Origin of the sequence: Fontibacillus phaseoli, from assembly GCF_003337355.1 — a bacterium.
Lineage (GTDB): Bacteria > Bacillota > Bacilli > Paenibacillales > Paenibacillaceae > Fontibacillus > Fontibacillus phaseoli.
In genome coordinates this window covers 74,054-99,392 of sequence record NZ_QPJW01000015.1, presented here as the reverse complement: position 1 = coordinate 99,392, position 25,339 = coordinate 74,054, and the positions used below count along the sequence as shown (strand labels likewise).

The following is a 25,339-nucleotide window of genomic DNA, read 5'->3' as shown; positions in this document are numbered from 1 at the left end:
TTTTCGCCCGCCAAGGGTGAGAGGATCGGTTTTTTTATTTTCAATCATAAAAATTCCCACCATAAATCGCAATATTGCCTCCTCAAAAGTTCAAAGCGTTTCCATTAGACTAATAATGAAAATAAGAGTTTTAGAAAGGGGTTATTAAGCAATGAAGAGAACCAAACCTTGGGCGATTCTGCTGATAGCTGTTCTGATGATTGCTTCCTTGGCTGCGTGCGGAGGAAACAACAAAACGGCTAACAATGGCGGAAACGCACCTGCAGCTACCACGACCAACGATGGTGAAAAAACGAATGACGCTGGGACTGAACCGGCGGAAAAAGTCGAGCTTACTTTTTGGTCGCTGGGTGTAACGAACTACGAGGATCTTGCTAAGGAATATACGAAAGAACATCCTAACGTTACCTTCAAATTCCAGAACACGGCCGACCAAACGGCTCATCACAACAATCTGACAACAGCGTTGTCCGCGGGATCAGGCGCTCCCGACATTTTCCAACTTGAAATCGCCTTCGTTGAACGCTTTATCAACAACACCGACAAGTTCTACAACTTGTATGATCTAGGTGCAAAAGATATCGAGGCTAACTATCTCGACTGGAAATGGAAACAAGTTACTTCGTTAGACGGTAGCGTTCAACTGGGCCTTCCTACAGACATCGGTCCAACTGTAGTTTACTACCGTACGGACTTGGCTGAAAAAGCCGGGTTACCTACAGATCCGGACGGATTCAGCGCTGCAATCGACTCTTGGGATAAGTTTGCAACCGTTGCCAAAGCTTTCAAGGATAAAACCGGTAAACCGTTCGCAGACTTGACAGACCTCGTCTACAATGGCTTGCGTGACCAATCCGACGGCCAAATTTATTTCAATAAGGAAGACGGTTCCTTTATTGGAGCTGACAACCCGCAAGTAAAGAAAGCGTATGACTTTACGGTTAAGGGCATTCAAGAAGGCTGGATCGGGAACTATGTACTCTGGGCTCCTGAATGGCAAAATGCGATCAATAAGGGCGATTTCGGCGTTATGCTTGGCCCTGCTTGGATCGCTGGTACAATCAAAAACGCAAAAGATTCCGCAGGCAAATGGCAAATCGCTCAAATGCCTGAAGGCGCAGGTAACTGGGGTGGTTCCTTCCTGACGCTGCCTAAAGAGGGGAAACATCCAAAAGAAGCATATGAATTCATCTCTTGGGTTCTGAATAAAGAAAACCAAATGAAATCGTTCGAAGACAGCGGTTTGTTCCCAACCATTCCGGCCATTTATGAAGATCCGGCTTTCACGGAAGAAGGAGACGAATTCTTCGCTGGTCAGGTTACATCCGAAGCTTACGCGAAAGCGGCCCAGTCCGTAAAACCGATTTATTACGGACCGCTTCATGACCAAGCCGATACCATTATCAAAAACGCGCTCAAGAACGTCCTTGAGAAAAAAGCGGATCCGCAAAAAGAATGGGATAGCGCTATGAAACAAATCAAGGCGCTCGTTGATCGCAGCTAGACCAAGAGATTCTAATATATGAATCCAACATCCGAATTCGCAGGGCGATCATCTCCTGCGAATTCGGATTTATCAATTACTTCCTGGAGGTGCATTCATGGCTGACACAGTTACAGCTACCCCAGCCCAGCAAATTCCGCCGAAACGGCCTTACTGGACGGAGAGAAGGCGAAGCCAGCTAACGGCTTATACGTTTATCTCGCCATTTTTTCTCCTTTTCGCCATCTTCGGACTGTATCCGATTCTGTTTACGATTTACCTGTCCTTCTTCAAATGGGACGCGCTCGGACCGATGAAATATGTCGGCTTCAAAAACTACGAGTTGATTACCGGCGATCCGACGTTCTGGATCTCTTTCAGTAATACGCTCATCATGGCCCTTATGGGGACTGTACCGCAGCTTATCCTGGCGCTTTTCGTAGCGGTCATGCTGAATTCAGCCATGAACAGGTTCAAGAATACGTTCCGGATTTTCTATTTTATGCCGAACATCACTTCGATCGTTGCCGTTACGCTGGTCTTCAGTACCATGTTTGGCAACAACGGGATGGTAAACTGGATTCTGAACTCCTTCGGCTTGGATAGCGTTCCTTTCAACTCGGGATGGTGGGGCGTTAAAATTGCTATTTCCACGATGGTTATGTGGCGTTGGATGGGATATAACGCGATTATTTTCCTGTCTGGTCTGCAAAGTATTCCAACGGATATTTATGAAGCGGCCAGAATTGACGGTGCGACTCGTGGGCAGCAATTAATTTATATTACACTCCCGTTATTGAGGCCTTTTATCCTTTTCGTTACGCTGGTTTCGACCATCGGGGCACTCCAACTGTTTACGGAACCTTATGTTTTCCTTGGACAATCCGGTACGGGTTCCACACGTCAGGAAGGCGTTACAATGGTGACCTACCTGTACAATGAAGCGTTTAAAAACGGATTCTTCGGCACGGCGGCTGCCACGGCGGTTCTGCTGTTGTTCGCCACAATTCTTTTCTCCTTACTTAATATGATGCTATCTAGCCGTATGGGCGGAGACACAGGGGGGGGAAAAGCATGAGTACAGTCGCATTACGCAGGAAAAAACCGGATGAGCCGGGAATGATCGCGAAGTTTTTCTTTTACCTTGCTCTGATTATCGGGGCTATCGTTTCCATATTTCCATTTTACTGGATGTTCGTCGTCGCTACGAATGATAAAGATGCAGCATTTCAAATGCCACCGCTATTGGCGCCGGGACTGGAGTTTTTCGACAATTTCTCGCGCGTTTTAGAACGGACAGAGTTTTTCCGGGCACTGATCAATTCGGTCGTTGTTTCTTCGGCGGTAACCGTTTCAGTCGTATTCCTTTGTACACTGGCAGGCTACGCTTTTGCCAAATACGAGTTCCCGCTTAAAAAAGTACTATTTGTCTTTGTCATCGGGACGATGCTTGTACCGGCACAATTGAGCGTACTTCCTCAGTACGTCATTATGGCTAAATTGCACTGGATCGACAGCTACAAAGCACTGATCGTTCCGGCCATGGTCAATGCATTCGGAATATTCTGGATGCGTCAATATATTTCCTCGGCGGTCCACTCCGAACTCATTGAAGCAGGACGGATCGACGGAGGCGGACATTTCCGGATCTTCTGGAATATCGCTATTCCGGTCGTAACGCCGGCTATGGCAACCCTCGGGATTTTGAACTTTATGAACGTTTGGAATGACTTCTTTTGGCCGCTGGTTGTGCTGAAAAACAAAGAAAACTACACGATTCAAATCGCATTGCAGCAGTTGTTCACCAACAAGGACGGTTTGGACTTCGGAATGATCATGTCGGCCACCTTTACGGCGACATTGCCGCTGCTTATCGTCTTCCTGTTGTTCAGCCGCTGGGTGATTGCAGGCCTCACTTCCGGAGCGATAAAAAGTTAGGCGGTCTAAATCATAGCACCGCAAGGAAATAAGAAGCATAATGAAGAATAATAGAGATAGGAGATTGTGGAGGGAGGGCGCTAATGAAGCTCCGTCGGAAAATCTTGCTGGCTATTATTCTTCTTGTGTTTATTCCGGTTATTTTGATGGGCTCGATTTCGTATTTCAGCTTTTCCAATGCCATGGAGAAAAAATCAACCAACTTCTATTGGGTTTCCTTGCTGGAAACGGACCGCAAGCTGAAATATGCTTTGAACGAAATAACGACCAACTCGAACTCGGCGATAACACAACCGGTCATTCAAGAGACCTTGAAGGAGCCTACATTTGTCGTCACCTACGACCAAAGACAAGATATTAACAAATCTATCGATCACCCGATGATTAGCTCATTCGGACTTTACTCGAAAGACAAATTGATATACCAATACAATGAAGTGATGACATTCGATTCGTTAAGCCATCAAGACTGGTATGAGGCGATGAAAGCCGCGGAAGGGCGTCCGATCTGGATCGGCCCGGGCGAAAATGGCAGCGCCTCCACGGGGAAGCCGGTTTTGATCCAGGCACGCATCGTCAAAGATTATTATTCGCTGGAAGATATCGGAGCGCTCGTGATTTACGTAAAGCCGGATATTTTGGATCAAGTGTTTTGGGATGCCGCCATGCTTAAACAGGGGGATATTTTGCTTGTCAATAAACAGGGAAATATCGTATTTGACAAATCGGGCGAGCATATTGGGGAACGTACGGACTTTCCTTTTCTGAGCGATGTTGAAATGAACGGAAAAGGATATTATGTGGATAAATATTTGGGCGAGAAATCGTTGATTACTTATTTGCCTTCCCATAACAAGGACTGGTATCTGGTAGCGATTACCCCAAGCAAGCTGATTGCGTCGGAGTCGAATAATATTCGCAATATCGCCGTGATTCTTGTGCTGGTCTCCTTGATTTCGGCGTTTTTGTTCGACCGTTATTTTGTGCGAAGACTGGTCCGGAGCATCATCGGCGCCGTTAACGGGATGAAACGGGTGCAGCAAGGGATTTTTGTGCCCATTCCGCCCATGGTGCGGGCTGAGGACGAGACCGATTTGCTGATGGACGGCTTCAACCGGATGAGCACGCAAATTTCCGAGTTGATCGAACAGGTGCAGGTAGAGCAGGCACGAAAAAAAGAGGTGGAGTTGCAGGCGCTGGTCGCGCAGATCAATCCTCACTTTATTTATAATTCGTTGGAATCGATTAATTCGATGGCTGTGCTTCAAGGAAACAGGGATATCAGTAAAATGGTGGTGTCGCTAGGTAAGCTGCTGCGGATCAGTATCAGCGAAAACCAGCAGTTGATTCCTTTATCCATGGAAATGGATCATGTCCGGCATTACTTGGATATTCAGAAGTTCCGGTTTGAAGACAAGTTTTCCTATCAAATCGAAATTCCGGAATCGCTGAAGTATTACAAGACGCAAAAGCTTATCGTACAGCCTATCGTCGAAAACGCGCTTTATCATGCTATCGAACCTATGGAGGGCAGAGGTTTCATTTCGATTACCGCCCGGGACGGAGACAGGGATATCCTCATTGATGTCATGGACAACGGTCCGGGATTCGATCAGGAGACGCTGATGCATTTGTGGAGCAAGGACCGCAACAACTTGAAGAAATACCGGGAGAACGGAGTTGGCCTGAAAAATGTCCATGAGCGGTTAAGCATCCGATTCGGCGGTTATTACGGCATCATGATATGTTCTTCCCCCGGCTTCGGGTCCATCATCCGAATCCGAATTCCGAAGATCATTACTTAAAGGGGGGAAGACAACTGTGAAATGGTTTGTGAATTGGGGCTGGATTGTCATGTATGCCGTGGTGCTCGGCATCTCGGTATTGATTATCTCATTAAACGGCAGCGAACCGATTGAAGAGAAACAGACCGAGAAGATTACGCTGACTTTTCGTCATTTCTGGATTAAGGAACATGACCGGAAGATGCTGCACATTTTTGAAGAAGTGGTAGATTCATTTCAAAAATCCCACCCCAACGTAAAGGTGAATTTCGAGGGGGTAGATCAAACCGTTCACCGTGAACAAAAGCTTAAGGGCGAAATGGTGACGGGCACGGCGCCGGATATGTTCGTACTGTTCGGCGGTGGTGAAATAGAGCCTTATGTACGATCCAATCGCTTAATGGATTTAACGGATTTCGTCCAGGATAACGGCTTGAAGGGGAAATTCCAGGATCTTCATTTATGGACCTATGATGACCGCATTTACGGCTTACCTTTGGAGGGCCACGCAGAGCCGCTCTATTATAACAAAGAAATTTTCGCAAGGTTGGGCATCTCACCGCCCAAAACGCTTGATGAAATGGATGCCGCGGTGAAACTGTTGAAGGAAAAAGGGTACATTGCTTTTGCGCTCGGTAATGAGGAGCGCTGGCCGGCTGCGATTTTTGCCCATTATTTCATGGACCGTTACGCCGGTCCCGAGATGATCAATGCACTTGCCCGAGGCGATGAGGATGAAAGTTTCAACAACAGCGCTTATCTACAGGCGTTTATGCATTTTAAAAACTGGGTATCTGTAGGAGCATTCAGCGAACCTGCTAACGATCTGTCCACCGAAGAAGCGATCGGGTTGTTTACTTCCGGTAAAGCCGCCATGTACGTAAACGGGAGTTGGGATATCAATCTGTTCCACAATGGGGAGGAACCGGATGATTTTCCGAACCGGGTGGGCGTGATTCCGTTTCCTACGCTGTCTCCGGATCAGCAAGGCTCGATGGCGGGCGGCTATACGATCGGAATTGCGCTTTCCTCGAATCTGGACGAGGTTAAGCGGGAAGCTGCATTGGAACTCATGCAAGCTTTTTACACCGAGGAAATCCAGAGGCGGATCGTGTATGAAGGGCTTCGCATCCCTTCGATGGAAATCTCTTTCGACTCCGAAAAAACAGGTCCCGTCTTTGAGCAGGTGGTGCGATTAATGGAACAAAGCGAAAGTATTTTCCTTGCTTACGACAATGTATTGTCGCCAGAAGTGAATAAAACCTACTTGAAGGTCATAGAAGAGATTATCTCCGGCGAGATAGCGCCGAACGTAGCTTTGGATCAAATACAAGCGGCCTCAAAGCAATATTGGAAGCAGCGAAATAGTTTACTGCCGGATGATCAAGGGTCAGGAGGTGAGGAGTCTTATGGAAACCAAAGAGGCGAAATACCAGGTTATACTCGTCGATGACGAGCCGATTATTTTGCGCAGCTTGAAGGTGGCCATTCCGTGGAATGAGCTGGATTTGGAAATCGTGGGCGAAGCGAGGAACGGGGAGGATGCGCTCAAGCTGGTCCGCGAGCTTTCTCCGCATATGATCATCAGCGATATCCGCATGCCGGGTCTTGACGGGATTAGCCTGATGAAGGAAGTGGTGGCGGAGAACGCCAAGCGGTTGTTTATTTTTATCAGCGGATACGGGGAATTTGAATACGCCAGGGAAGCGCTGCGGGAAGGCGCGTTTGACTATCTGCTCAAACCGATCGACCATGACGAGCTGATTGAGATGATCCTGCGGGCCAAAAAGACTCTGGAAAAACAGTCGGAAAACGACAAGTTGCTTCATTCGGTACAAGTCCTATCCATGCTGGCGAGAGAGCGGATGTTCGCGGAATTTTTAGAGGGCAATCCTAGCGATAATCACTTGCGGCATATGCAGTGGCTGGAAAGCAGCGAATTTCAGGAGGACTATTTTGTAGCGGTTCTCCAGTTGGATCACTATATGAAATTGTACGAAAACTGGTCTATGGAAGAGAGAAGGCTGTGGCTGTTTGCGATCCGTAACATCTTAAGCGAATGGTCCCTGGCCCATGGGGCGCTGACGGTGTTTCCTTTTCATAGCGGAGAATGGGTTATGTTGTTTCCGGGGTCTTTAAGAGACCGGAGAGAAAGTTTGGGAAACGATATTATCCAGCAAATCAAAATCAATACCAAGCTGTCCTGTTCTATTGGGTTCAGCCAATCGGCGGAAGGCATCGAGCAGTTGAGCGAAGCATACAAGAGCGCAGTGAATGCGTTATATCAGCGCTTTTATAGCGACCGGGAAGGCGTATTCGTGGATCCGGCACCGGAACTGGGAGCAACCCGGGAAGCCAGGTACCCGAAACATCTTGAAGCCAAAATGCTTGAATGCATTCGTACGCTGGACAATGAACGTCTGCTGATCCTGCTGGACGAGACGAAAACATATATCGAAACCCAGGCTTTCACCAAAGAAACTGCGGAACGGATGATCGTAGAATTATCGGTCGTGCTATACCGCGAATTCGAGCAAATGAGACTGTTATTGGAATGGTCGCTTGAAGGGTTGCTGCAGGAACTCCATTCTCTGGGCACCTTGAGCGAGATGATCGGGGTACTCAAATTCAGTCTCGGGAACTGGATCCGGGAAAGCAAGGAGTCCCAGCCCAAAGAAAATATCAATAAGGTTATCGCTAAAACGCAAGAATACATTTCTAATAATTACCACAAGGATCTCAGCATCGAAGAAGTTTCCGAAATTGCGGATCTCAGTATCAGTCATTTCTGCATGTTGTTCAAGCAAGTGACCGGCTACACTTTTTTGGAATATTTAACTCAGTGCCGGATTGAAAAAGCTAAATATATTTTGAAGAATAGCCAGGTTAAAGTGTACCAGATCGCTCCTTTGGTAGGTTACCAGGATCCGCGTTATTTTACTCAGGTATTTAAGAAGGTCACCGGAATGACACCTTCGGAGTATCGGGACGAGACGGCTTGAGAGATATAAACAATAAAAGAACCGCCCTGGGGCGGTTCTTTTATTGTTCAAAGTATTCTTACGAGCGTCCTCGTCTCATCGAACCCATAATCAGGCTCACGATAAATACTAGAACGACCGCGCCGATCAACGCCGGAATGAAGTAGAAGTCACCGATTACCGGCCCCCAATTACCTAAAATCATGCTGCCCAGCCAGGCCCCGATAAAACCTGCAATGATATTCCCGATGATACCGCCGGGGATATCTCTGCCCATAATTAGACCTGCAAGCCATCCGATTACGCCACCAATGATTAAAGACCATAAGAAACCCATTTTGTATCACCTCTTAGTTATTAATTTGCTTGTCGTTTACTATTAACCAAAGAGAGGCTTTTTAAACAATCCGACTTTATTCCTGTTTTTGGATGTGGATGTCCTGTTCCTGTAAAAAATGTATACAGAGGGAGGGAGTATCTGATACAATTTGTTTGAACATCTTCCAATATTAAACAAAATTAACATGATTAAAGATGTAAGTGCTTACAATCTTGCTTTGAAAGTTGCGAAGGTGTACATAAGAAAAAAGGGGGGGATTTATCAAAGAAAAAATTCAAACGTTTGCATATGACATGATAGCGAAATACTGATCTGAATTAGTCAAGGCGGTACGATTTTTTACAAAAATTCAAACGTTTGCATTAAATTTTGAGAGGAGTCAATAACGTGATAAGAAGATTTACACGGATTACTTCCCTATTTCTTAGCCTTGTTTTTCTGGTCACCTCCATCTATGTCTTACCGGCCCTTCAGCCTCAAAAAGCCGCTGCAGCAGCAGGGGATTTACCTGAGCTTACAAATAAACCATTCAGTTGGGATAACGCTAACGTGTATTTTGTAATGACGGATCGTTTTAAGGACGGAAACCCCGGTAATAACAATTCCTACGGCAGACCAAGCGTCGATGCGACAGGGAAAAATATAGGTACTTTCCATGGCGGCGACTTGAAAGGGCTTACACAGAAGCTGAACGAAGGATACTTTACCGAGCTTGGCACGAATGCAATCTGGATTACGGCACCGTATGAGCAGATGCATGGCTGGGTCGGCGGAGGAACTGGCGGGGACTTTGCGCACTATGGTTTTCACGGATATTATGCACTTGATTATACTACGATGGACAAAAACATGGGCACTGTAGAAGAGATGCGCGAATTCGTAGATACGGCCCATGCAAAGGGAATTCGGGTCGTGCTAGACGTGATTATGAACCACCCGGGCTATGCAACCTTGAAGGATATGGAGGAATATAGCTTTGGCGCAAGGAACGGCATCGGTGCCGGCTGGACGCCGGGCAGCGGTCAGACCTGGCACAGCTACCATGACATTATTAACTATAACGATTCCTCCGCTTGGTCCAAATGGTGGGGCGGATGGGTGCGTGCCGGCATCGCCGGTTATGAAAGCTGCGGCGGTAGCGATTTGACGCAGTGCGTAGGCAGCTTACCGGATTTCCGCACCAATGTGACGAACAGCATCGGTCTTCCTCCGCTCCTGCAAACGAAGTGGGGGAAGGAGACCGGCGGATACGAGCCATGGATTGTTCCCTCGGCCAAAAACTTGCGCAAAGACTTGGGCGTGGCTCCGGCCGACTACGTGAGCAAGTGGCTGGCGGCTTGGGTGGAAGAGTTCGGGATTGACGGATTCCGGGCGGATACGGCAAAGCATGTGGAATTAAACCGGTGGAAACAGCTTAAAAACGAGAGCAGCGCCGCGCTCGAAAGATGGCGACAAAAGAATCCCGATAAGCCGGGCGCGGACTGGACGGACAACTTTTGGATGACCGGTGAAGTATGGGGCCATGGGGTAGGGAAAAGCGAGTATTTCAATAACGGATTTGACTCGATCATCAATTTCTCGTTCCAGGATGCCAATATCAATTCGCTGGAAGGGATCTATGCGGATTATGCCTCCAAAATCAATAGCGATCCAAACTTTAATGTTCTGAGCTATATTTCTTCGCATGATACGCGGTTGTACGACCGAAGCCGATTAATACAAGCCGGCACGGCTCTGCTTCTTCTGCCTGGCGGCGTTCAGACGTTCTATGGCGATGAATCGGCCAGAGCTTTTGGCGCGACGGGTTCCGATCCGCAGCAAGGAACGCGTTCGTCGATGGACTGGAACAACTTGAATCAGACTGTATTGTCACATTGGCAAAAGGTAGGCCAGTTCCGGAACAATCATATCGCCGTGGGGGCGGGCAGCCATGAAAAAATCAGTGACAGCCCTTACACGTTTAAACGGGCGTATAGCAAGAACGGAATCGAAGATAAGGTGGTCATCGTTGTAGGCGCAGCGGGATCAACGAATGTGAACGTAGCTTCGACATTCCCTGACGGCACCATGGTCCGTGACGTCTACACCGGTAATGAGACCCTTGTAAGCGGCGGCATTGCGACCTTTACGCCAGGGGCGAACGGATTGATATTAATCGAGCAAGGAGCGGAAACCAAGCTCCCGATCCTATCGGCCTCACCTGCCGGCGGGACCTTTAAGACGGAGACTTTGAAGATTACGCTTCGTTTGAACAAGGCGGATAGCGGGAAATATACCTTGGACGGCAGTACTCCGGAGCAAGGAATCAGCTTCACGGACGGAACCGAAATTACAATCGGTGAAGATATGAATTTCGATGACTTTACTACATTGAGATTGTACGCAGAAAATGAGGAAGGGGTATCGACGCAGCAGTACAAATACACCAAGAAGGATCCTAATGCCGGACTGACGATTCACTTTAAGAAACCGGCAGACTGGGGGAGCCCGTACTTGTACTATTACGGTACTTCGCCTAAAGTGACCGAGCCGACCTGGGCTACTGCACCGGTCATGGTCAAAGAAACCGGGGATTGGTATTCCTATAAGATCGATGGCGTTGACAGCGTCTCGGTGATCTTCCGTGACGGAAGCGGCAAGCAAAATCCGGGGCAAAGTCAGCCGGGATTCGCAAGAAGCGCCGAAGGGTGGTATGACGGAACTTGGCATGAATCCAATCCGGATGGGGGAGGAGATACGATCGCGCCAACGGCACCCGGAAACTTGCGCTCCACAGGGGCGACCGATAAGAGTGTTACTTTGGCCTGGGATGCTGCGACCGATAATATCGCGGTAACCGGATATGATATTTACCGGAATGGGGCCAAAGTCGGCAGCTCCGCGGCCACCACTTTTACGGATACGGGACTTTCTCCGGAAACGGCGTATTTATATACCGTTAAAGCCCGGGATGCCGCCAACAATGAGTCGGATCCAAGTGAAGTATTGGAAGTAACTACCGCGCCTGCCGGAACGGGCGGAAACAAAGTGACGGTGTACTATAAGCATGGCTTTAACACACCTTACATGCATTACCGTCCGGAAGGAGGTACATGGACGTCTGCGCCGGGAGTGGCAATGGAAACTTCCGAAGTTCCCGGATACAGCAAGCTGACGATTGATATCGGAACGGCAACCCGTTTAGAGGCTTGTTTTAATAGCGGGAACGGACAGTGGGACAGCAACAATCAGAGGAATTATTTCTTTGGTACGGGTACATGGACTTACAAAGGCAATGGTCAGATCGTCGAAGGAGCACCTAATCCGACAGCTACCAATACGGTGACGGTGTACTATAAGCATGGCTTCGGCACACCTTACTTGCATTACCGTCCTGAAGGCGGTGCGTGGACAGCCGCGCCGGGGGTAGCGATGGAAGCCTCGGAAGTGACGGGATACAGCAAGCTTACGGTCGTTATTGGTGATGCCACCCGTATGGAGGCTTGTTTCAATAACGGAAATGGACAATGGGACAGCAACAACGGGAAAAATTATTACTTCAACGCTGGAACGTGGACCTACATGGGTTCTGGTAACATCCAACCGGGCGCTCCGGCATCCGCTCCAGCGTCGGATACTCCGACCGGGCTTGATTCCATAATAGTACCCGATGCTCCGGCAGAGCCGAATGTTCCGGTGGAAATAGACCCCCAGACTGAAACGGAACAGGGTAATACGGCGAATCCGGGTGTCTTGGCAGAAGAGGGGCAGACCTTGGATTCATCGGCTTATGGGTTGCAAAGTACCAAATGGTGGAACCGCTTGGCGGCATAATGCTATAAAAAAGAACCCTCTCGGGGGTTCTTTTTTATGCTCACGCTAACCTAGCAATTAAGTCTCAATTTTCCTGTATCAGTGGAAACTCCCTCGCATGAAGCTTCTCCCAGTCCTTCCAAAGTATCAACTCCAGTTCGGGTCGCGGAGTATCTTCCAGCATGGCAATCAGTTCAACGGAATGACCATCCGGATTGTCAGAGTAAATCGATACAGCCGGCATAAACGGAAACACAATCAATTGTTCGGAATTCTCGCCCCATTTTTTCCACAATTGTGCCAGATAGAACGAGGTAAATCCTGCAAAAGTACATCAATTGGAGCAGTAGAGCTCCTTATCTAACTAAAATCCTGCGAAAATGCATGAATTTTCAGTTTAGTCCAGACAAATGCCGTTCTGTGCGTAAAAATACTGCACAAATTCAGCAGATTACCTGTTTTTATTAAAAAACCTTGAAAAAGCTGCACTTTTACAGGAAAGGAAAGTTCAGAGTGGTTGTACATTCCCTCATGTATGCAAAAAACCGTCAGGGAGTTCATCGGACACCGCTGACGGTTACTTCAAAATCACAAACGTCTTCTTTTGAAAAAGATAATGAATACGCAGGCGAGCAGCAGAATCAGCAGGGATATACCTGCAGTAACAGCTTCATGGGGATTAGTTTGCACCTGTCGCTCGTTTCCTTGGCCGAATCCGCCGGGGCCAACATTCAAGCCCGTCGGACCGCCGCCGCCAAATTCGCCACCTCGGCCCCATTGGTCACCGTCCGCTCCTTGCTGTGCCTGACTGTCCGCGTTGCCCTTGGCGTTAGCGGCAGCATCCGGCGGCGCTGGGGGCACTTGGCCGTCAGCACCGCCAGGCGGTTGCCCGCCGGGAATCTGGCCGCCTTCACCGTCCTGCGGAGCCTGAGTGCTGGCGTCTCCGCCCGCCGCTACTTGCGGGGCTTGTCCGCCTCCAGCGGCGTCCGCCGCTTCGTTCCCGCCGCCGGTTGCATTATCTTGGCCGGCAGTTGCAGCGCCTTGCGCTTGTCCGGCTTGAGCGCCCCCGGCCCCGAAAGCGCCGCGGTCGTCTCCGCCTCTGCCACCGCCCATCCCGCCGCCAAATCCACCGCCGCTGCCGGAACCGTCTCCGGAAGACGGAAGCGTGGCGTCCAACTGTTGGGATATGTTCTTCACTTGGGAGGCGTTGGTGGAGATCAGTTTGGGAACAGCCTGTTCAAACTCTTCATACGTATAGAAGGGTCTAGGATCTGATTCCACATAGGAAGAGATCATTTCATACACTTCGTTGACGCGGGCCGAAAAGGTATCGTCTGCAAGGAAGCCGTCCACCGCTTTCTGAAGGATGGAGTGGTACAAATCCTTATAATCTTCGACGGCCAACAGTTTCGCTACCAGCGGCCGTTCGGCAACTGCGCCTTGCGTCGGTTCATCGATCAGCAGACTGCTGCCGCCTCTGCCCCCAGGGGCTGCCACTGCTTCAGTTTTCCTCACGCCGGTATCTGCTCCTGCCTCATCGGCATTGCTGGCACCCGTGGCGTCAGGCTTGTTGCGGCCGGCGCCGCCAAATCCGCCGCCCATGCCGCCACCGCCGCCCATGCCGCCGAACGCCATGTTGTAATCCCAAGGCAGCACGGAAAATACGCCGTTGTCCTCATACAAGTAGTAGTTCTGCTTATTCCCGCCGATGTAACTGTCGCTATTGTTGGTGAGCACATTCAGGGCGATATAACCGAGCGATTCTTCCACGTCCAGCACTTTTTCATAATCCGAACCGTTGTTCAGCTCATCGAGCATATCGATCAACACGTCGTCGTTCGTCGTGTCCGACTTCAGCGCCAGCCCGGTATATAAATCGGGATCGTCGCCGAGCCAGGCCAGGTCGCTGCCGTTTCCGGTCATTTCGCCCTTGTAAAGTGCTCCGTAGGCGTTTCCGAAGTGCCGGTTCAAATACGCGTCGCCGATTTGCTCAACGGCAAGATAGAAGCCCCAGAGCTCGTCGTTGACGTAGACATTAACGAACGAATACTTCGGCGTGGGAAGCCCCATCTCTTCCGCCAACTCGTAGGTCAGAAATTCGCGCATGGAGGTGGCGTCGCTGTAATTGTTGTTCAGGTTTATTTTGCTGATGCCGTCCAAAGTCTGATTGAGATATTCGTCAAAAGACAGCTTAAAGCTGTATCGGTCCGAATCCGGCATTTGCACGACGCTGCGCAAGCTCAAATTGCCTTTGGTCCGGATGCCGATATTGTCAAAATGCTTGCCGTTGTAATCGACCGAAGCCGTTTTGTATTCCTCTGCGCTGGCATTGTCCAGCATGTCCTGAAAATCTTCTTCATCGATCGTGATTTTGACGTCGACGACCTTATCCTTGGGAAAAACCTCCTCATCCAGCTTCTGTTCTTCCTTCGATACCGCCGTGTTTCCGGTGTCCTTGTTTTGAACCGTACCATTGCAGGCAGCTAGTCCAAAGATCAGCAGCAGCGAGCATAAGGATAGAAGAAGCTTTGAAAGTCTTCCTTTCCTCTTCATCTTCGTCACCTCGTTTTAGGATACATAATCGCCGTTATAGCTGATCAGAATGGTATTTTTCACCCCGCTGAGTTCGGAGATCTGATTGACAAACCGGCCTTCTCCATCGCGGAGGCGGATTTCAAGCGTCATCTCGATATTGCCTGGAGCCACGGTTTTTTGTTTGACGTTGTAGCGTTTAACGAGGCTGCGCAATCGGGCATGGATCAGGCCTTCGCTTTCATCGTTGTCACAGTTCACGACCAGCAAGTAAGGCGTTTCCACCGAGGTGTTCTTAATAAACAAGAACATGACGAGCCCGACGATGACGGAGCCGATTGCTGCAAGTGTGAAGAAGCCGGCGCCGGTCACGATGCCCGCAGCCGCTGCCCAGAACAGGAAGATCAAGTCGGTCGGATCTTTAATCGGCGTTCTGAACCGAACGATCGACAGGGCGCCGACCATACCGAGCGAGAGCACCAGGTTGGAGTTGACGGCGATGATGATCATTGCTGTAACCATCGTCATGCCGATTAGCGACACGTTGAAGCTTTTGGAGTAGAGCACTCCGCTGAATACCCGTTTGTACAAAATAAAAATGAACAAGCCAATAATGAATGAAATGCCGAGGGTAATCAGAATTTTGGAAATACTGATATCCGAAGTGAAATTGTCCATAATGGAATTTTTGATAATATCGCTGAAATTGGTAGACTGATTATTCGTATTCATGAAAATTATTGATCCTCCCAGGAATTCAATTTTAGATACTTGCAGCAGATGACGTATTTTGAAGCGGATTGCTGTCGGAGTCCCTCCATTTGCAGGGCGGTCCGGATCACTTCCGGAAGATATTCGTCATACTTGACTTCGAGAATAATCAGCTGGTCGTCCATGGCCGGTACGGGCCGCAGCGACCGGTCGAAAATATCCGTAGCGTGCAGGCCGGTCCGGAGCTCTTTGTCAAACGTAATCCGGACATTGCCGTTCGCGCAGACGTACGGCTCGCGCACATAGTCGACGATAACCTTGGGACGAAGGAAGTTGTGCTTCATTTCCCGGTACAATTCCATCATGAATGGCTTATCCGGTTGGCGGAGCGCTTCATAATCGCCGTTTAATATGACATCATACATTTCCCGGGTCAACGGTTCCTTCAGTTTGGCAATGTAATCGCCCTGTTTGATTTTTTTCTCAAAGTGAATGATTTGGTCGCCCATGTTGTAGATGCGAATCCGGTATTTGCAGCGATTGCGGAATCCTCCGAGTTTTTCGGACAAGGCGGAGCCGTCGATGTCGTCAAAATACAAACTGCGAATATGGTATTCACCGTCCCGGTCCGCATGTTGGTCATGCTGAATCAGATTTTTCAGCCGCTGGCTGATGATGTAATATTGATGGCGGTTGATCAGGAATTTAAGCTCATGGCGGAATTTTAAATTTTTATAAACGGTATCCAATGCTATTAACACCTCTTTTCTCTCGCTTGTTCACAGAACTCATGCTAGCAAGGTTTGCTGATTTCTCACTTAACGGATACTGAATATAAACTGAATGTTTTTACATTGCGTTGACAATTGGATGCAGAAGGTAAAAAATCGTAAGAAAGAAATGCGACAATCGGGAGGAGAACGATATGAGCAGGAGAAAACGCAGTATCTCCATAGGCGGGATAGCGCTGCTGTGCGTCGTTATTCTGGCGGGAGTGGTAGTGCTCGAAAAGTGGAATGGCCGCGGCCTGGAAAAAGATCCCGGGTATGGCAAATCGGCAAAATCCTTAGTGACGACCTTTAAGGGAGATCCGGAAACGTCCCGGGCCTTTACTTGGTATTCGCAGAATGCGGAGTCGGAAGGGATTTTGCAACTGGCAACCGGAACGGAAGCGGGAGAACTGGAAAAGAGCGGGACGCGGACTTTCCAAACCGTCTCCACGGTTATAACGTTGGAAGAAGGCCTGCAGGAAGCGGTTCATAAGGTGGAGGTGACCGGACTGAGTCCGGGAACGGCCTATATTTATAGGGTTGGGGATGGTACGGAGCAAGGTTGGAGTCAGCCTGCCATTTTTACGACAGAGGGTACGGATGAGACCGCGTTTACGTTTCTGAATGTCACGGATTCGCAAGGGGCACTGGAAGAGGACTTCGAGCTATGGGGAAAAACGCTGGACAGGGCCTTTGAAACGTTTTCGGATGCGAAATGGATACTTCATAACGGGGACCTGACGGAAGAGCCGGAGGATGAGGAAGCATGGGATTATTTTTTCGGAAAAGCTGCGCCCTGGCTGTCCCGGATTCCGCTGATGCCGGTGACCGGCAATCATGACGAAGTGAAAGGGGATTCCGAGCGGTTTACCTCACATTTCAATCTGCCGGAAAATGGGGCGGAGGGCTCTGCCGCAGGAACGACATATTCTTTCGACTACGGGAACGCCCATATCGTCGTGATGAATACGGAATCCAACATCAAAGGACAGACCGCGTGGCTCCGGCAAGATTTAGAGAACAGTGATAAGACATGGATAATCGTTGCCATCCATCGTCCGGCTTATGGGGGGAACAGGTACGAAAAAATCAGCGATTGGGTGCCGGTGTTTGATGAATTCGGCGTCGACCTGGTACTGCAGGGCCATAATCACGAGTACTCCAGATCCTTTCCGCTAAAGAACGGAGAGATAGCGGGGCAGGGGGAAGGGGCGGTTTATGTTGTGACGAATGCATCCGGATCGAAATTCAACGACAAGAAAAAGGATAAGTTTTATCATGCGGTCCATTTTCAAAACGGGAAGCAGATGTTCGCGGGGATAACGGTCAACGGGAACAGGCTGACTTATCAAGCCTATGACGTGGACGGAAACAAGCTGGACGAATTTGTATTGCAAAAGGACTGATTCGGGATTTTGGCCGGCATCTGCACCTCTGGATTAAGTTTATATTGAGTTTTCAGGTGTTCACATATTGGTCTCTTCCTTTCAAGAGCAGGATTATTCCGATCGGAACCAGAACGAGCATGACACCCAGGCTCCACAGAAGGTCCCCGGTGCTTATGATTTGGTCGGAGAGCAGGCGGTAGTAAGCGTAAAGCGAATAAGGGAGCACCGGAAAAATCGCGGTGGCGACGCCGGGAGTGTATTGCTTCAGGTACAGCGTTTGGCCGATATGGGTGAACACATGCAGAAAATACAAGTGCAAAGCCGCCAAAAAAAGCAGGTAGAAATCGAAGAAAACGGCCAGCATCGTTACGAGCACGATGATCGAATACACCCACAACACGTCCTTGGCAAAATGGAACGTGTTCATTCGAAGTGAGGATTGGAAGGCTCTTCTAGCGAAGCCGGGCAGGGATTGCCGGACACGATCACCGTGCTTTAAGGCCCATTTTTCGACCGTTAATATTTCTTCAAAATCGTGAAACAGGAACGTCACGGGAAAAAGCCACAACAGGCTCAACATTTCGATATGCTCGTTTAAAAAGCTTAGCAGTTGCATAAGAACATCTCCTTTTTTTATTTTCGGCGAATCAGGATGCCTTGCAGAAACAGCTTGGCGGTTTGGCGGCCCAATTCCGCCGCATCCTTTTCCCCGGTGGCGCTATAGCGGTATATCAGTCGTTCCACGGAGGCAACGACCGATTCCGCGGCCAGTTCGGGTTCCACATCCGGGCGGACGATACCGGCCTGTTGGTTGCGGACCATGTTCGCGCAAATCTGCTGCACGATTTTGTCCCGAATCGACAAGCCGCTTTCGGTTTCGAGCAAAGCGATCCGGGTTAAATTGGCGTTCCGGCCCAGCAGCACAAACAGACCCGTGAAGGCATGTATGACGTAAGCCACAAGCTCCTCCGGAGTTTTCCCGGCGGCGTTCCGGCCAGCGTCGGTAAGTGGAAGCAGTTGGTCTTCGAATTTTGCCAGCAGTTCCCGGAGGATTTCATCCTTGCTTTTAAAGTAAAGGTAGAACGCGGCTTGGGTAAGCCCGGCATTTTTGACGATTTGGCTGACTGTCGTTGCATGAAAGCCTTTTTGGGCGAAAAGCTCTTCGGCGGAAGCCAGCAGCTTGCTTTTGCTTGCTTCGCCTTTGGGAGTTAACATGGAGACATCCATCCTTTTTTATAACTAATTAGTTAGTTATAATATAATTGTGTTTTCAAATAAAGTAAAGCCCTTCCCGCTGCCTGAGTCCGTTACCGGCCAGGCCCTGGAAGAGCTTTAGTGTTATTGGGTCAGATTATCGGTTGCTCTCAAGCACCGATGACTTATTTTTGGGCGGGTCAGACGACTAAACCGGCTGACTGCCGGACCGAACGCGCGGCGAAGGCTGGGAACCGGGCTGAGCAACATAATCAAGCTCGCTGAAAACGTTGCATTCGCGGAAGGCGAAGTGCCGGCAACCCCGGCATTTTTCACCGTTCAAGGTATGCAAGGCGTAATTCAATGCTTCGCCCGTATGCTCAAAAAAGTGTTGCTCTCCGATGATGGTCAGCCCTCCCGTCTTCATGAGAAGCCTTTGGGGCTGTGGGCGAATTCCGCTAATAATAACGTTGGCGCCGATTCCGTGCAGGCGTTTGACCAGGGCCAGAAAGTGGGCTTCCCCCGTCGTATCCATGAACGGGACTTTGCTCATTCGAAGAATGACCGCCTTTAAATCCGAACCGTTTTCCATGATAGAAGCAAGATTGGCAAACGTCTGCGAAGCGCCGAAAAACAGCGGACCGTCTATGGTAAAGATCGAGACCTGAGGACAGTCATGATCTTTGGCGACTACGTGAGGCGCCACTTTTTCTCTAAGATTTGACCGGTCGGGCAGCACTTTATCAACGCTGAGCATGTCGCTCATGCGTTTGATAAACAGCAGCACGGCCAGCACAAGTCCGACTTCCACCGCCGTCGTCAATGTGGTAAAGACCGTGAGCAGAAACGTTACAAGCAAAATGACAGTGTCGCTGGTCCGGGTTTTAAGCAGCTTGGCAAACGCTTTGCGTTCGCTCATGTTCCAGGCGACCATCATCAGAATCGGAGCCATGCTCGCCAGCGGGATGGTTGAAGCATATGGCGCAAATAAAATGACCACGAGCAGGACCACGACGCCATGGATGACCCCTGAAACTGGGGACACCGCTCCGTTTTTGATGTTGGTCGCTGTCCGGGCAATCGCTCCGGTAGCCGGGATGCCGCCGAAAAACGGCGTAACGATGTTGGCGATCCCTTGGCCGACCAGTTCCCGGTTGCTGTTGTGGCGCGTTCCGGTCATGCCGTCGGCGACCACGGCTGAGAGCAGCGACTCGATGCTTCCGAGCAAGGCGATGATCAGCGCCGGCTGGAGCATCGTACCGATGCGGTCCCAGGTGAGGGAGACCGGGTGCAGTCCCGGGAATCCGCCGGGAATCGCGCCGTAGGCGGAGCCGATCGTCGCCACTTTGCCGGGGAAGAGCCAGAGCGCAACCAAGGTAGAGACGAGAATGCCGACCAGGGAGCCCGGTACCTTGGGAAGCCACTTCGGCGTCAGCAAAAGGGCTGCCAAACAAATGCAGGCGGTCAGAATGCTAAAGAGATTCAGCGAAGGGAGGCGCAGGACGATTTCTTTCATATTTTCAAAGAAATATTCATGCCGCTCCATATCCCGGAGTCCGAGGAAGCCCGCGATCTGACCGCTGAAGATCGTTACCGCAATACCGGCCGTAAACCCGATCGTCACCGGACGCGGGATAAATTTAATCAAAGTGCCGAGCTTGAGCAGCCCCATCAGAAGCAGCATAATCCCGGCAAGAAAACCGGCGATCAGAAGGTTCTCGTACCCGTACTGCATAACGATGGCCAACAGGATCGGTATGAACGCGCCGGTCGGGCCTCCGATCTGAAATCTCGATCCGCCCAGAAGCGAAATCAAAATGCCTGCGACGATGGTCGTGTACAGCCCGTATTCGGGCTTGACGCCCGAAGCGATGGCAAACGCCATGCCCAGGGGAATCGCGACGATGCCGACAATGCATCCGGAAATTAAGTCTTTTCGTAATGACCCTGCGTGATAACCTTTATACCGCCCACTCCACTTCATCCAAAACCCTTCTTTTCTATAGATATATGAAATACAGCACAAGAAATTTTCCGACATAAAAAGAGCCCCCGCATACCGGCGGGGAGTTCGCCTGCACCTTATTTTTCTTTTCGGATTCCCTCCAATAACGAAATCGACTCGACCAGATGATTATCGAAAATTTGCCGGGCTACCGCCAGCAGATCCTTGATCAGCGGATCGCGGAGTGAATAGACGACGGTCGTACCCTCTTTTACCGTATTGACCAGATTCTTGGCCCGGAGTACGGATAGCTGCTGCGATACGGCGGAGCCTTCGGAACCTACGATGCTTTGCAGCTCATTGACGTTCCGTTCTCCTTCGCAAAGAACTTCCAGGATACGGATGCGCATCGGATGGGCCAGCGCTTTGAAAAATTCGGCTTTAAACTGCTGCAAGCTTACGTCCATGGAACAAAGCCCCTTTCACGGGAGATTGAATTATATTTTATTATATTCAAAGATTTGAATATATTGAATGACATACATCATAGGGTACTTGAAAAAACGAGGGAGCAATCTCGCTTTTATTGACAATGATAATTATTATCAACTAGAATGAGGATAGATTGTATTGAATTAGGCCGTTTGGTCGGTTTATTTATTTTAAGAGGAGGCATGGTCCCTTGTTTATTATGACAAGAACGATCTTGGTCGAAAAAGGAAATAGCGACAAAGTGGTTGAGAGATTCAGCGGAGAGGGTCCGATGGATATTATGGACGGACTTGTTGACATCAGCGTGATGGTGAACACTAAAAGCAAAGAGCAGGAAGAAGTCGTGGTGGTCATTCGCTGGGAGTCACAGGAAGCTTGGAAGAACTGGGAGAAGAGCGATGCCCATATCCAGGGCCATAAGGACAATCGCGGGAAACAGCCGCCGGCTTATGTCCTTAGCACAGAGGTCAAACTGTATGAAGCTGAAGTCGTCAAGCGGGGCAAAGCTTACCGTTGAGGAACGGTACCGTTATTTAACTAGTTCAGGGATTGCAACCAAGGATGAACCTGCCGCTCTTACGGGCGGCTTTTTGACATTTACGGGTCTGACGGGTTACGATTTGACAGGCATTTTTAATAGAGGGTAAGATTTTGGTAGACATGTTATGATGGATTATGAGTTTAGAAATTATAGGCAAGGAGATAGATGGTATGAAACTGGTATCCTGGAATGTCAACGGCTTACGGGCCTGCGTGAATAAAGGGTTTTACGATTATTTCAAGGCTGTAGATGCGGATATTTTTTGTTTGCAGGAAACCAAGCTTCAGGAAGGACAAATCATTCTGGAGCTGGGAGATGAATATGAGCAGTATTGGAATTATGCCGAGAAGAAAGGATATTCGGGAACGGCCGTGTTTACCCGGGTTAAACCGCTATCCGTGCGTTATGGCATAGAAGAAGATAGTGAGCCGGAGGGCAGGACGTTGACGCTGGAGTTTGAGGGCTTCTACCTTGTCAATGTATATACGCCGAACGCGAAACGCGACCTTGCCCGACTCGGTTACAGAATGGAATGGGAGGATCGCTTCCGCAGCTATTTGCTGGAATTGGACAGCCGCAAACCGGTGATCGTGTGCGGGGACCTCAATGTCGCGCATCAGGAAATCGATTTGAAAAATCCGAAATCGAATCTTGGAAATGCCGGTTTTACGCCGGAAGAGCGGGATAAGATGACAGAATTACTCGGCGCCGGATTTGTGGATACGTTCCGGCATTTTTATCCCGACCGGGAAAATGTCTACAGTTGGTGGTCTTACATGCCTAAGGTACGGGAGCGGAACGTAGGCTGGCGCATCGATTATTTTCTGTCTTCCTCCCGGCTTGCACCACATTTGCTGGACGCCGGGATCGACTGCCATGTCATGGGCAGCGATCATTGTCCGGTGCTGTTGGACATAGCGGAGACTGCAACACGGCAAGCGCAAACGGCATAATTTATAATCCTATATGAATGAGAAGACGTCCTTTTTGTCGGCGGAACGCGGCAGGAGGGCGTTTTTTTGCTAAGTAAAAATCGATGTGCTGCCTATTATTGACATATTCCAAGTTCTGGAATTACATTTAACACAGGCTGGAAATAGCGAAGGGAGCAGGGGGGAGCCGAGATATGGATTTGATAACGATGGGGCAATTACATTATCCGGGCTTGATTCATGTCATGAGATGTGACCTGGAGACTATGCAAGATGGCAATATCGGCGCTGGTTCCAGATATCGACTGGTTTTGGTGGAGGAAGGCACCGGAATCATTGAATTGGATTCGCAAACTTACAGGTTGCTTGCACCCGCATTATTTTGTCTTAATGAAACATCGACCCTAAATATCTCTAATTGCGCTCGGCTAAAAACGAAGACGGTTTATTTCAACCCGGACATCATTAACAATCGTTTTACGTTTAAGAATCTTTTAAATCCGGTTGTGCTTGAGGGAAGCGATTCACAAGATTTATGGGGTTTGAATCCATTCCTTGAGCGTTCGCCCTCTTATAATGGTTCCATACCCGTAGACAGTGCTACTTCGCGCCACATCGCAAATGTATTGGAACAAATAGACCAAATTCTTTTAACTCAGAATGATATTCATTGGCCATGTCGAAGTAGATCTTATTTAATGGAATTGTTATTTTTTGTTAGCCGGAATTATAAACTAACTTACGTTTCTCCTGAAATTCCGTTGGATACTATAGACAATGAACTGAGACCTGTTATTACCTATCTGCATACTCATTATCGGGAGAAAATCAAGCTCGAGCAACTCACCCAGCTTTTTCATACGAACAAAACAACCTTAAATTTAAAATTCCGAACCCGTACGGGGCAATCCGTTATGGCTTATCTGGGTAATATTCGAATGCAGACGGCCGTTGCGCTACTACGCAATACCCTTCTTCCGAATGATGAAATTATGACGATGATCGGAATAAATGATGATGCCAACTTTATACGCAGTTTTCGAAACTATGCCGGATGCACACCAACCGAATACCGGAAGCTTCATTGCTGGATGATGCCTCGAACTTAAAGATACTGTCGATTCACAGTTATTCATGATCGATATACCCTGTGCTCACTAAGAAGGTTACGATACAATTCCTTTCATCAAGACATATCTTAGGGGGATTATTCATGGATATTAAGGCTAAACGCCGGTCTCCGGTGTGGATCATGCTTATTGTTCTGGTATTATGGCTGGCTGGATGCAATGGGGAAGTGAACAGTAATCAAGCGGCAGAGAGTACGGTGGCGGAGAACTCGGTGCAGCAGAAAGAGGCCGTTGGGACCGCCGAACAGCAGCCTCAAGAGGAAAAAGAAATGATGGCGCTAGATACGGCTACACTCAAAAACGATTCGGGCAAGACCATGATTAAGCTTCTTACGACTTCCACGGAAACAGCGAGACATGACTCTTACGCTATCGTTTCTTCCAAAGGAACCGTTATTGTTGCAGATCCAAACCTCGTCCCAAACTCAAACGGCCTCATTAAAGCGGATATCGTTACCGTGAGCCATACGCACCCCGATCATTCTGATCCGCAATTTTTAGTACCCTACTTGAAACAAGAAATTGAGGGAAGCCGGGTTTCGCGTTACGAAGAGGAGACATTTACGGTAAAGGACGTTAAAGTTACAGGTATTCCTGCAAGCCATAGCAGTGACTTTGATCCTGCCAATCCTTCGGACATGATTTATTTATTTGAGGTAGACGGTCTCAGAATAGCTCATTTTGGAGATATGGCACAGACGGAATTGACGGAAGAGCAGCTTAAGGCGCTTGGAAAAATAGACGTATCCATCTCTGTTTTCTCCGATGTCGGCGGGTACGGGTTTAGCAAGGATAAAACCGTAAGGGCACTGGAACAGCTTAAACCTGCCATAGTGATGCCGGGACATTACGAACCGGAAACAGCGGATTATATTCTGGAAAAACTCAAGATTGAGGATAGCACGGAAAGCGATAAGCTGTTTGTTAGCAGGGAAGACATCGATAGTCAGAGTGCTTGGCGCTATGTGTTGTTAAAATAGCCTTAAGAAGGAGGATCCCAGTGCGATCATCCCTCTGATTGATGAGAAACCCACGTCCATAAGACGTTGGGTTTTTCTTTTATATTTGCATTGTGCGCCACATTCCCCCTGTTTTGCATGGGGCCTTTTTTGGCATAAGCAGGTTTTACTATATACATAATCCGATTACTGGAAGGGCTACTGCGGAACTTTGACTGCTGATTGTCGCCCACCAATTACAATTCTCCAAAACATCCGATTACTGGAAAAGCTACTGCAGAACTTCGATCGACTGCCGTTGCTTTACTATCCCGCTAGCTGCGATCTCCTTCGACTTACACATTAGATGGATTTCCTACAGCTAATTTTGGCCATGTGTCCGTGTTGGCAGAAATAGCTGGAAAACCTCCAGCTAATTTAGAGGATT

At 49.0% G+C, this 25,339-nt stretch carries 20 protein-coding genes; 12 read left to right on the top strand and 8 right to left on the bottom strand.

Annotated features, from left to right (window positions below; translation table 11 throughout):
- The first annotated feature begins 151 nt into the window (after positions 1-151).
- From DFP94_RS22755 to DFP94_RS22730, 6 genes are all read left to right on the top strand, one after another.
- Positions 152-1,504, top strand: coding sequence for an ABC transporter substrate-binding protein (locus tag DFP94_RS22755; protein ID WP_114498774.1), 1,353 nt, complete (start codon positions 152-154; stop codon positions 1,502-1,504).
- A 97-nt stretch (positions 1,505-1,601) separates the two neighbouring features.
- Positions 1,602-2,561 carry a carbohydrate ABC transporter permease gene (locus DFP94_RS22750; protein ID WP_114498773.1) on the top strand — a complete coding sequence of 320 codons (960 nt, stop codon included), beginning with the start codon at positions 1,602-1,604 and terminating at the stop codon, positions 2,559-2,561.
- Positions 2,558-3,421 carry a carbohydrate ABC transporter permease gene (locus tag DFP94_RS22745; RefSeq protein WP_114498772.1) on the top strand — a complete coding sequence of 288 codons (864 nt, stop codon included), beginning with the start codon at positions 2,558-2,560 and terminating at the stop codon, positions 3,419-3,421. The genes DFP94_RS22750 and DFP94_RS22745 overlap by 4 nt, the downstream gene beginning before the upstream one ends.
- A gap of 83 nt (positions 3,422-3,504) precedes the next feature.
- Positions 3,505-5,226 (top strand): sensor histidine kinase, encoded by a 1,722-nt coding sequence (locus DFP94_RS22740; protein WP_114498771.1) that lies wholly within the window; start codon positions 3,505-3,507, stop codon positions 5,224-5,226.
- Positions 5,227-5,242: 16 nt separating this feature from the next.
- A complete protein-coding gene (locus DFP94_RS22735; RefSeq protein ID WP_114498770.1) occupies positions 5,243-6,658 on the top strand; it encodes an ABC transporter substrate-binding protein in 1,416 nt (471 codons plus the stop codon).
- Positions 6,615-8,207: a response regulator transcription factor gene (locus DFP94_RS22730; RefSeq protein WP_114498769.1), complete on the top strand. Its 1,593-nt coding sequence runs from the start codon at positions 6,615-6,617 to the stop codon at positions 8,205-8,207. The genes DFP94_RS22735 and DFP94_RS22730 overlap by 44 nt, the downstream gene beginning before the upstream one ends.
- Positions 8,208-8,265: 58 nt before the next feature.
- On the opposite strand, the gene DFP94_RS22725 is transcribed toward DFP94_RS22730, so the two are convergent.
- Positions 8,266-8,523: a GlsB/YeaQ/YmgE family stress response membrane protein gene (locus DFP94_RS22725; RefSeq protein ID WP_114498768.1), complete on the bottom strand. Its 258-nt coding sequence runs from the start codon at positions 8,521-8,523 to the stop codon at positions 8,266-8,268.
- A gap of 390 nt (positions 8,524-8,913) precedes the next feature.
- Between DFP94_RS22725 and DFP94_RS25790 the strand changes: the two genes are divergently transcribed.
- Complete coding sequence (locus DFP94_RS25790; protein ID WP_114498767.1) at positions 8,914-12,339, top strand: carbohydrate binding domain-containing protein; 3,426 nt, start codon at positions 8,914-8,916, stop codon at positions 12,337-12,339.
- Between the two features lie 567 nt (positions 12,340-12,906).
- Here the strand turns inward: DFP94_RS25790 and DFP94_RS22710 are convergent.
- From DFP94_RS22710 to DFP94_RS22700, 3 genes are read right to left on the bottom strand one after another with little or no spacing between them, the layout of a single operon-like run.
- A complete protein-coding gene (locus tag DFP94_RS22710; protein ID WP_114498766.1) occupies positions 12,907-14,871 on the bottom strand; it encodes a CotH kinase family protein in 1,965 nt (654 codons plus the stop codon).
- 15 nt (positions 14,872-14,886) lie between these two features.
- Positions 14,887-15,582, bottom strand: coding sequence for a DUF4956 domain-containing protein (locus DFP94_RS22705; protein ID WP_114498765.1), 696 nt, complete (start codon positions 15,580-15,582; stop codon positions 14,887-14,889).
- Between the two features lie 5 nt (positions 15,583-15,587).
- Entirely contained in the window at positions 15,588-16,310 is a 723-nt protein-coding gene (locus DFP94_RS22700) for a polyphosphate polymerase domain-containing protein (RefSeq protein WP_114498764.1), read from the bottom strand.
- Positions 16,311-16,486: 176 nt separating this feature from the next.
- Between DFP94_RS22700 and DFP94_RS22695 the strand changes: the two genes are divergently transcribed.
- A complete protein-coding gene (locus DFP94_RS22695) occupies positions 16,487-17,737 on the top strand; it encodes a purple acid phosphatase family protein (protein WP_114498763.1) in 1,251 nt (416 codons plus the stop codon).
- 52 nt (positions 17,738-17,789) lie between these two features.
- Here the strand turns inward: DFP94_RS22695 and DFP94_RS22690 are convergent, their stop codons facing one another.
- From DFP94_RS22690 to DFP94_RS22675, 4 genes are all read right to left on the bottom strand, one after another.
- Positions 17,790-18,335: an HXXEE domain-containing protein gene (locus DFP94_RS22690; RefSeq protein ID WP_114498762.1), complete on the bottom strand. Its 546-nt coding sequence runs from the start codon at positions 18,333-18,335 to the stop codon at positions 17,790-17,792.
- 17 nt (positions 18,336-18,352) lie between these two features.
- On the bottom strand, positions 18,353-18,934 hold the full coding sequence (locus DFP94_RS22685) for a TetR/AcrR family transcriptional regulator (protein ID WP_114498761.1): 582 nt from the start codon (positions 18,932-18,934) through the stop codon (positions 18,353-18,355).
- Between the two features lie 187 nt (positions 18,935-19,121).
- Positions 19,122-20,897: a SulP family inorganic anion transporter gene (locus DFP94_RS22680; protein WP_114498760.1), complete on the bottom strand. Its 1,776-nt coding sequence runs from the start codon at positions 20,895-20,897 to the stop codon at positions 19,122-19,124.
- Between the two features lie 98 nt (positions 20,898-20,995).
- On the bottom strand, positions 20,996-21,325 hold the full coding sequence (locus tag DFP94_RS22675) for an ArsR/SmtB family transcription factor (RefSeq protein WP_114498759.1): 330 nt from the start codon (positions 21,323-21,325) through the stop codon (positions 20,996-20,998).
- Positions 21,326-21,540: 215 nt separating this feature from the next.
- On the opposite strand from DFP94_RS22675, the gene DFP94_RS22670 reads away from it, so the two are divergent.
- The 4 genes from DFP94_RS22670 (at position 21,541) to DFP94_RS22655 (ending at position 24,933) form a co-directional block, all read left to right on the top strand.
- Complete coding sequence (locus tag DFP94_RS22670; RefSeq protein ID WP_114498758.1) at positions 21,541-21,867, top strand: antibiotic biosynthesis monooxygenase; 327 nt, start codon at positions 21,541-21,543, stop codon at positions 21,865-21,867.
- A gap of 194 nt (positions 21,868-22,061) precedes the next feature.
- Positions 22,062-22,844 carry an exodeoxyribonuclease III gene (locus DFP94_RS22665; RefSeq protein WP_114498757.1) on the top strand — a complete coding sequence of 261 codons (783 nt, stop codon included), beginning with the start codon at positions 22,062-22,064 and terminating at the stop codon, positions 22,842-22,844.
- A 173-nt stretch (positions 22,845-23,017) separates the two neighbouring features.
- On the top strand, positions 23,018-23,932 hold the full coding sequence (locus DFP94_RS22660; RefSeq protein ID WP_114498756.1) for an AraC family transcriptional regulator: 915 nt from the start codon (positions 23,018-23,020) through the stop codon (positions 23,930-23,932).
- Between the two features lie 104 nt (positions 23,933-24,036).
- Positions 24,037-24,933 (top strand): MBL fold metallo-hydrolase, encoded by an 897-nt coding sequence (locus DFP94_RS22655; RefSeq protein WP_114498755.1) that lies wholly within the window; start codon positions 24,037-24,039, stop codon positions 24,931-24,933.
- Positions 24,934-25,339 lie beyond the last annotated feature (406 nt).

Coding starts and splice junctions, on each gene's coding strand:
- DFP94_RS22755 (WP_114498774.1), top strand. CDS start 152: ATGAAGAGAACCAAACCTTGGGCGATTCTGCTGATAGCTGTTCTGATG.
- DFP94_RS22750 (WP_114498773.1), top strand. CDS start 1,602: ATGGCTGACACAGTTACAGCTACCCCAGCCCAGCAAATTCCGCCGAAA.
- DFP94_RS22745 (WP_114498772.1), top strand. CDS start 2,558: ATGAGTACAGTCGCATTACGCAGGAAAAAACCGGATGAGCCGGGAATG.
- DFP94_RS22740 (WP_114498771.1), top strand. CDS start 3,505: ATGAAGCTCCGTCGGAAAATCTTGCTGGCTATTATTCTTCTTGTGTTT.
- DFP94_RS22730 (WP_114498769.1), top strand. CDS start 6,615: ATGGAAACCAAAGAGGCGAAATACCAGGTTATACTCGTCGATGACGAG.
- DFP94_RS22725 (WP_114498768.1), bottom strand. CDS start 8,523: ATGGGTTTCTTATGGTCTTTAATCATTGGTGGCGTAATCGGATGGCTT.
- DFP94_RS22710 (WP_114498766.1), bottom strand. CDS start 14,871: ATGAAGAGGAAAGGAAGACTTTCAAAGCTTCTTCTATCCTTATGCTCG.
- DFP94_RS22705 (WP_114498765.1), bottom strand. CDS start 15,582: ATGAATACGAATAATCAGTCTACCAATTTCAGCGATATTATCAAAAAT.
- DFP94_RS22695 (WP_114498763.1), top strand. CDS start 16,487: ATGAGCAGGAGAAAACGCAGTATCTCCATAGGCGGGATAGCGCTGCTG.
- DFP94_RS22690 (WP_114498762.1), bottom strand. CDS start 18,335: ATGCAACTGCTAAGCTTTTTAAACGAGCATATCGAAATGTTGAGCCTG.
- DFP94_RS22685 (WP_114498761.1), bottom strand. CDS start 18,934: ATGTTAACTCCCAAAGGCGAAGCAAGCAAAAGCAAGCTGCTGGCTTCC.
- DFP94_RS22680 (WP_114498760.1), bottom strand. CDS start 20,897: ATGAAGTGGAGTGGGCGGTATAAAGGTTATCACGCAGGGTCATTACGA.
- DFP94_RS22675 (WP_114498759.1), bottom strand. CDS start 21,325: ATGGACGTAAGCTTGCAGCAGTTTAAAGCCGAATTTTTCAAAGCGCTG.
- DFP94_RS22665 (WP_114498757.1), top strand. CDS start 22,062: ATGAAACTGGTATCCTGGAATGTCAACGGCTTACGGGCCTGCGTGAAT.
- DFP94_RS22660 (WP_114498756.1), top strand. CDS start 23,018: ATGGATTTGATAACGATGGGGCAATTACATTATCCGGGCTTGATTCAT.
- DFP94_RS22655 (WP_114498755.1), top strand. CDS start 24,037: ATGGATATTAAGGCTAAACGCCGGTCTCCGGTGTGGATCATGCTTATT.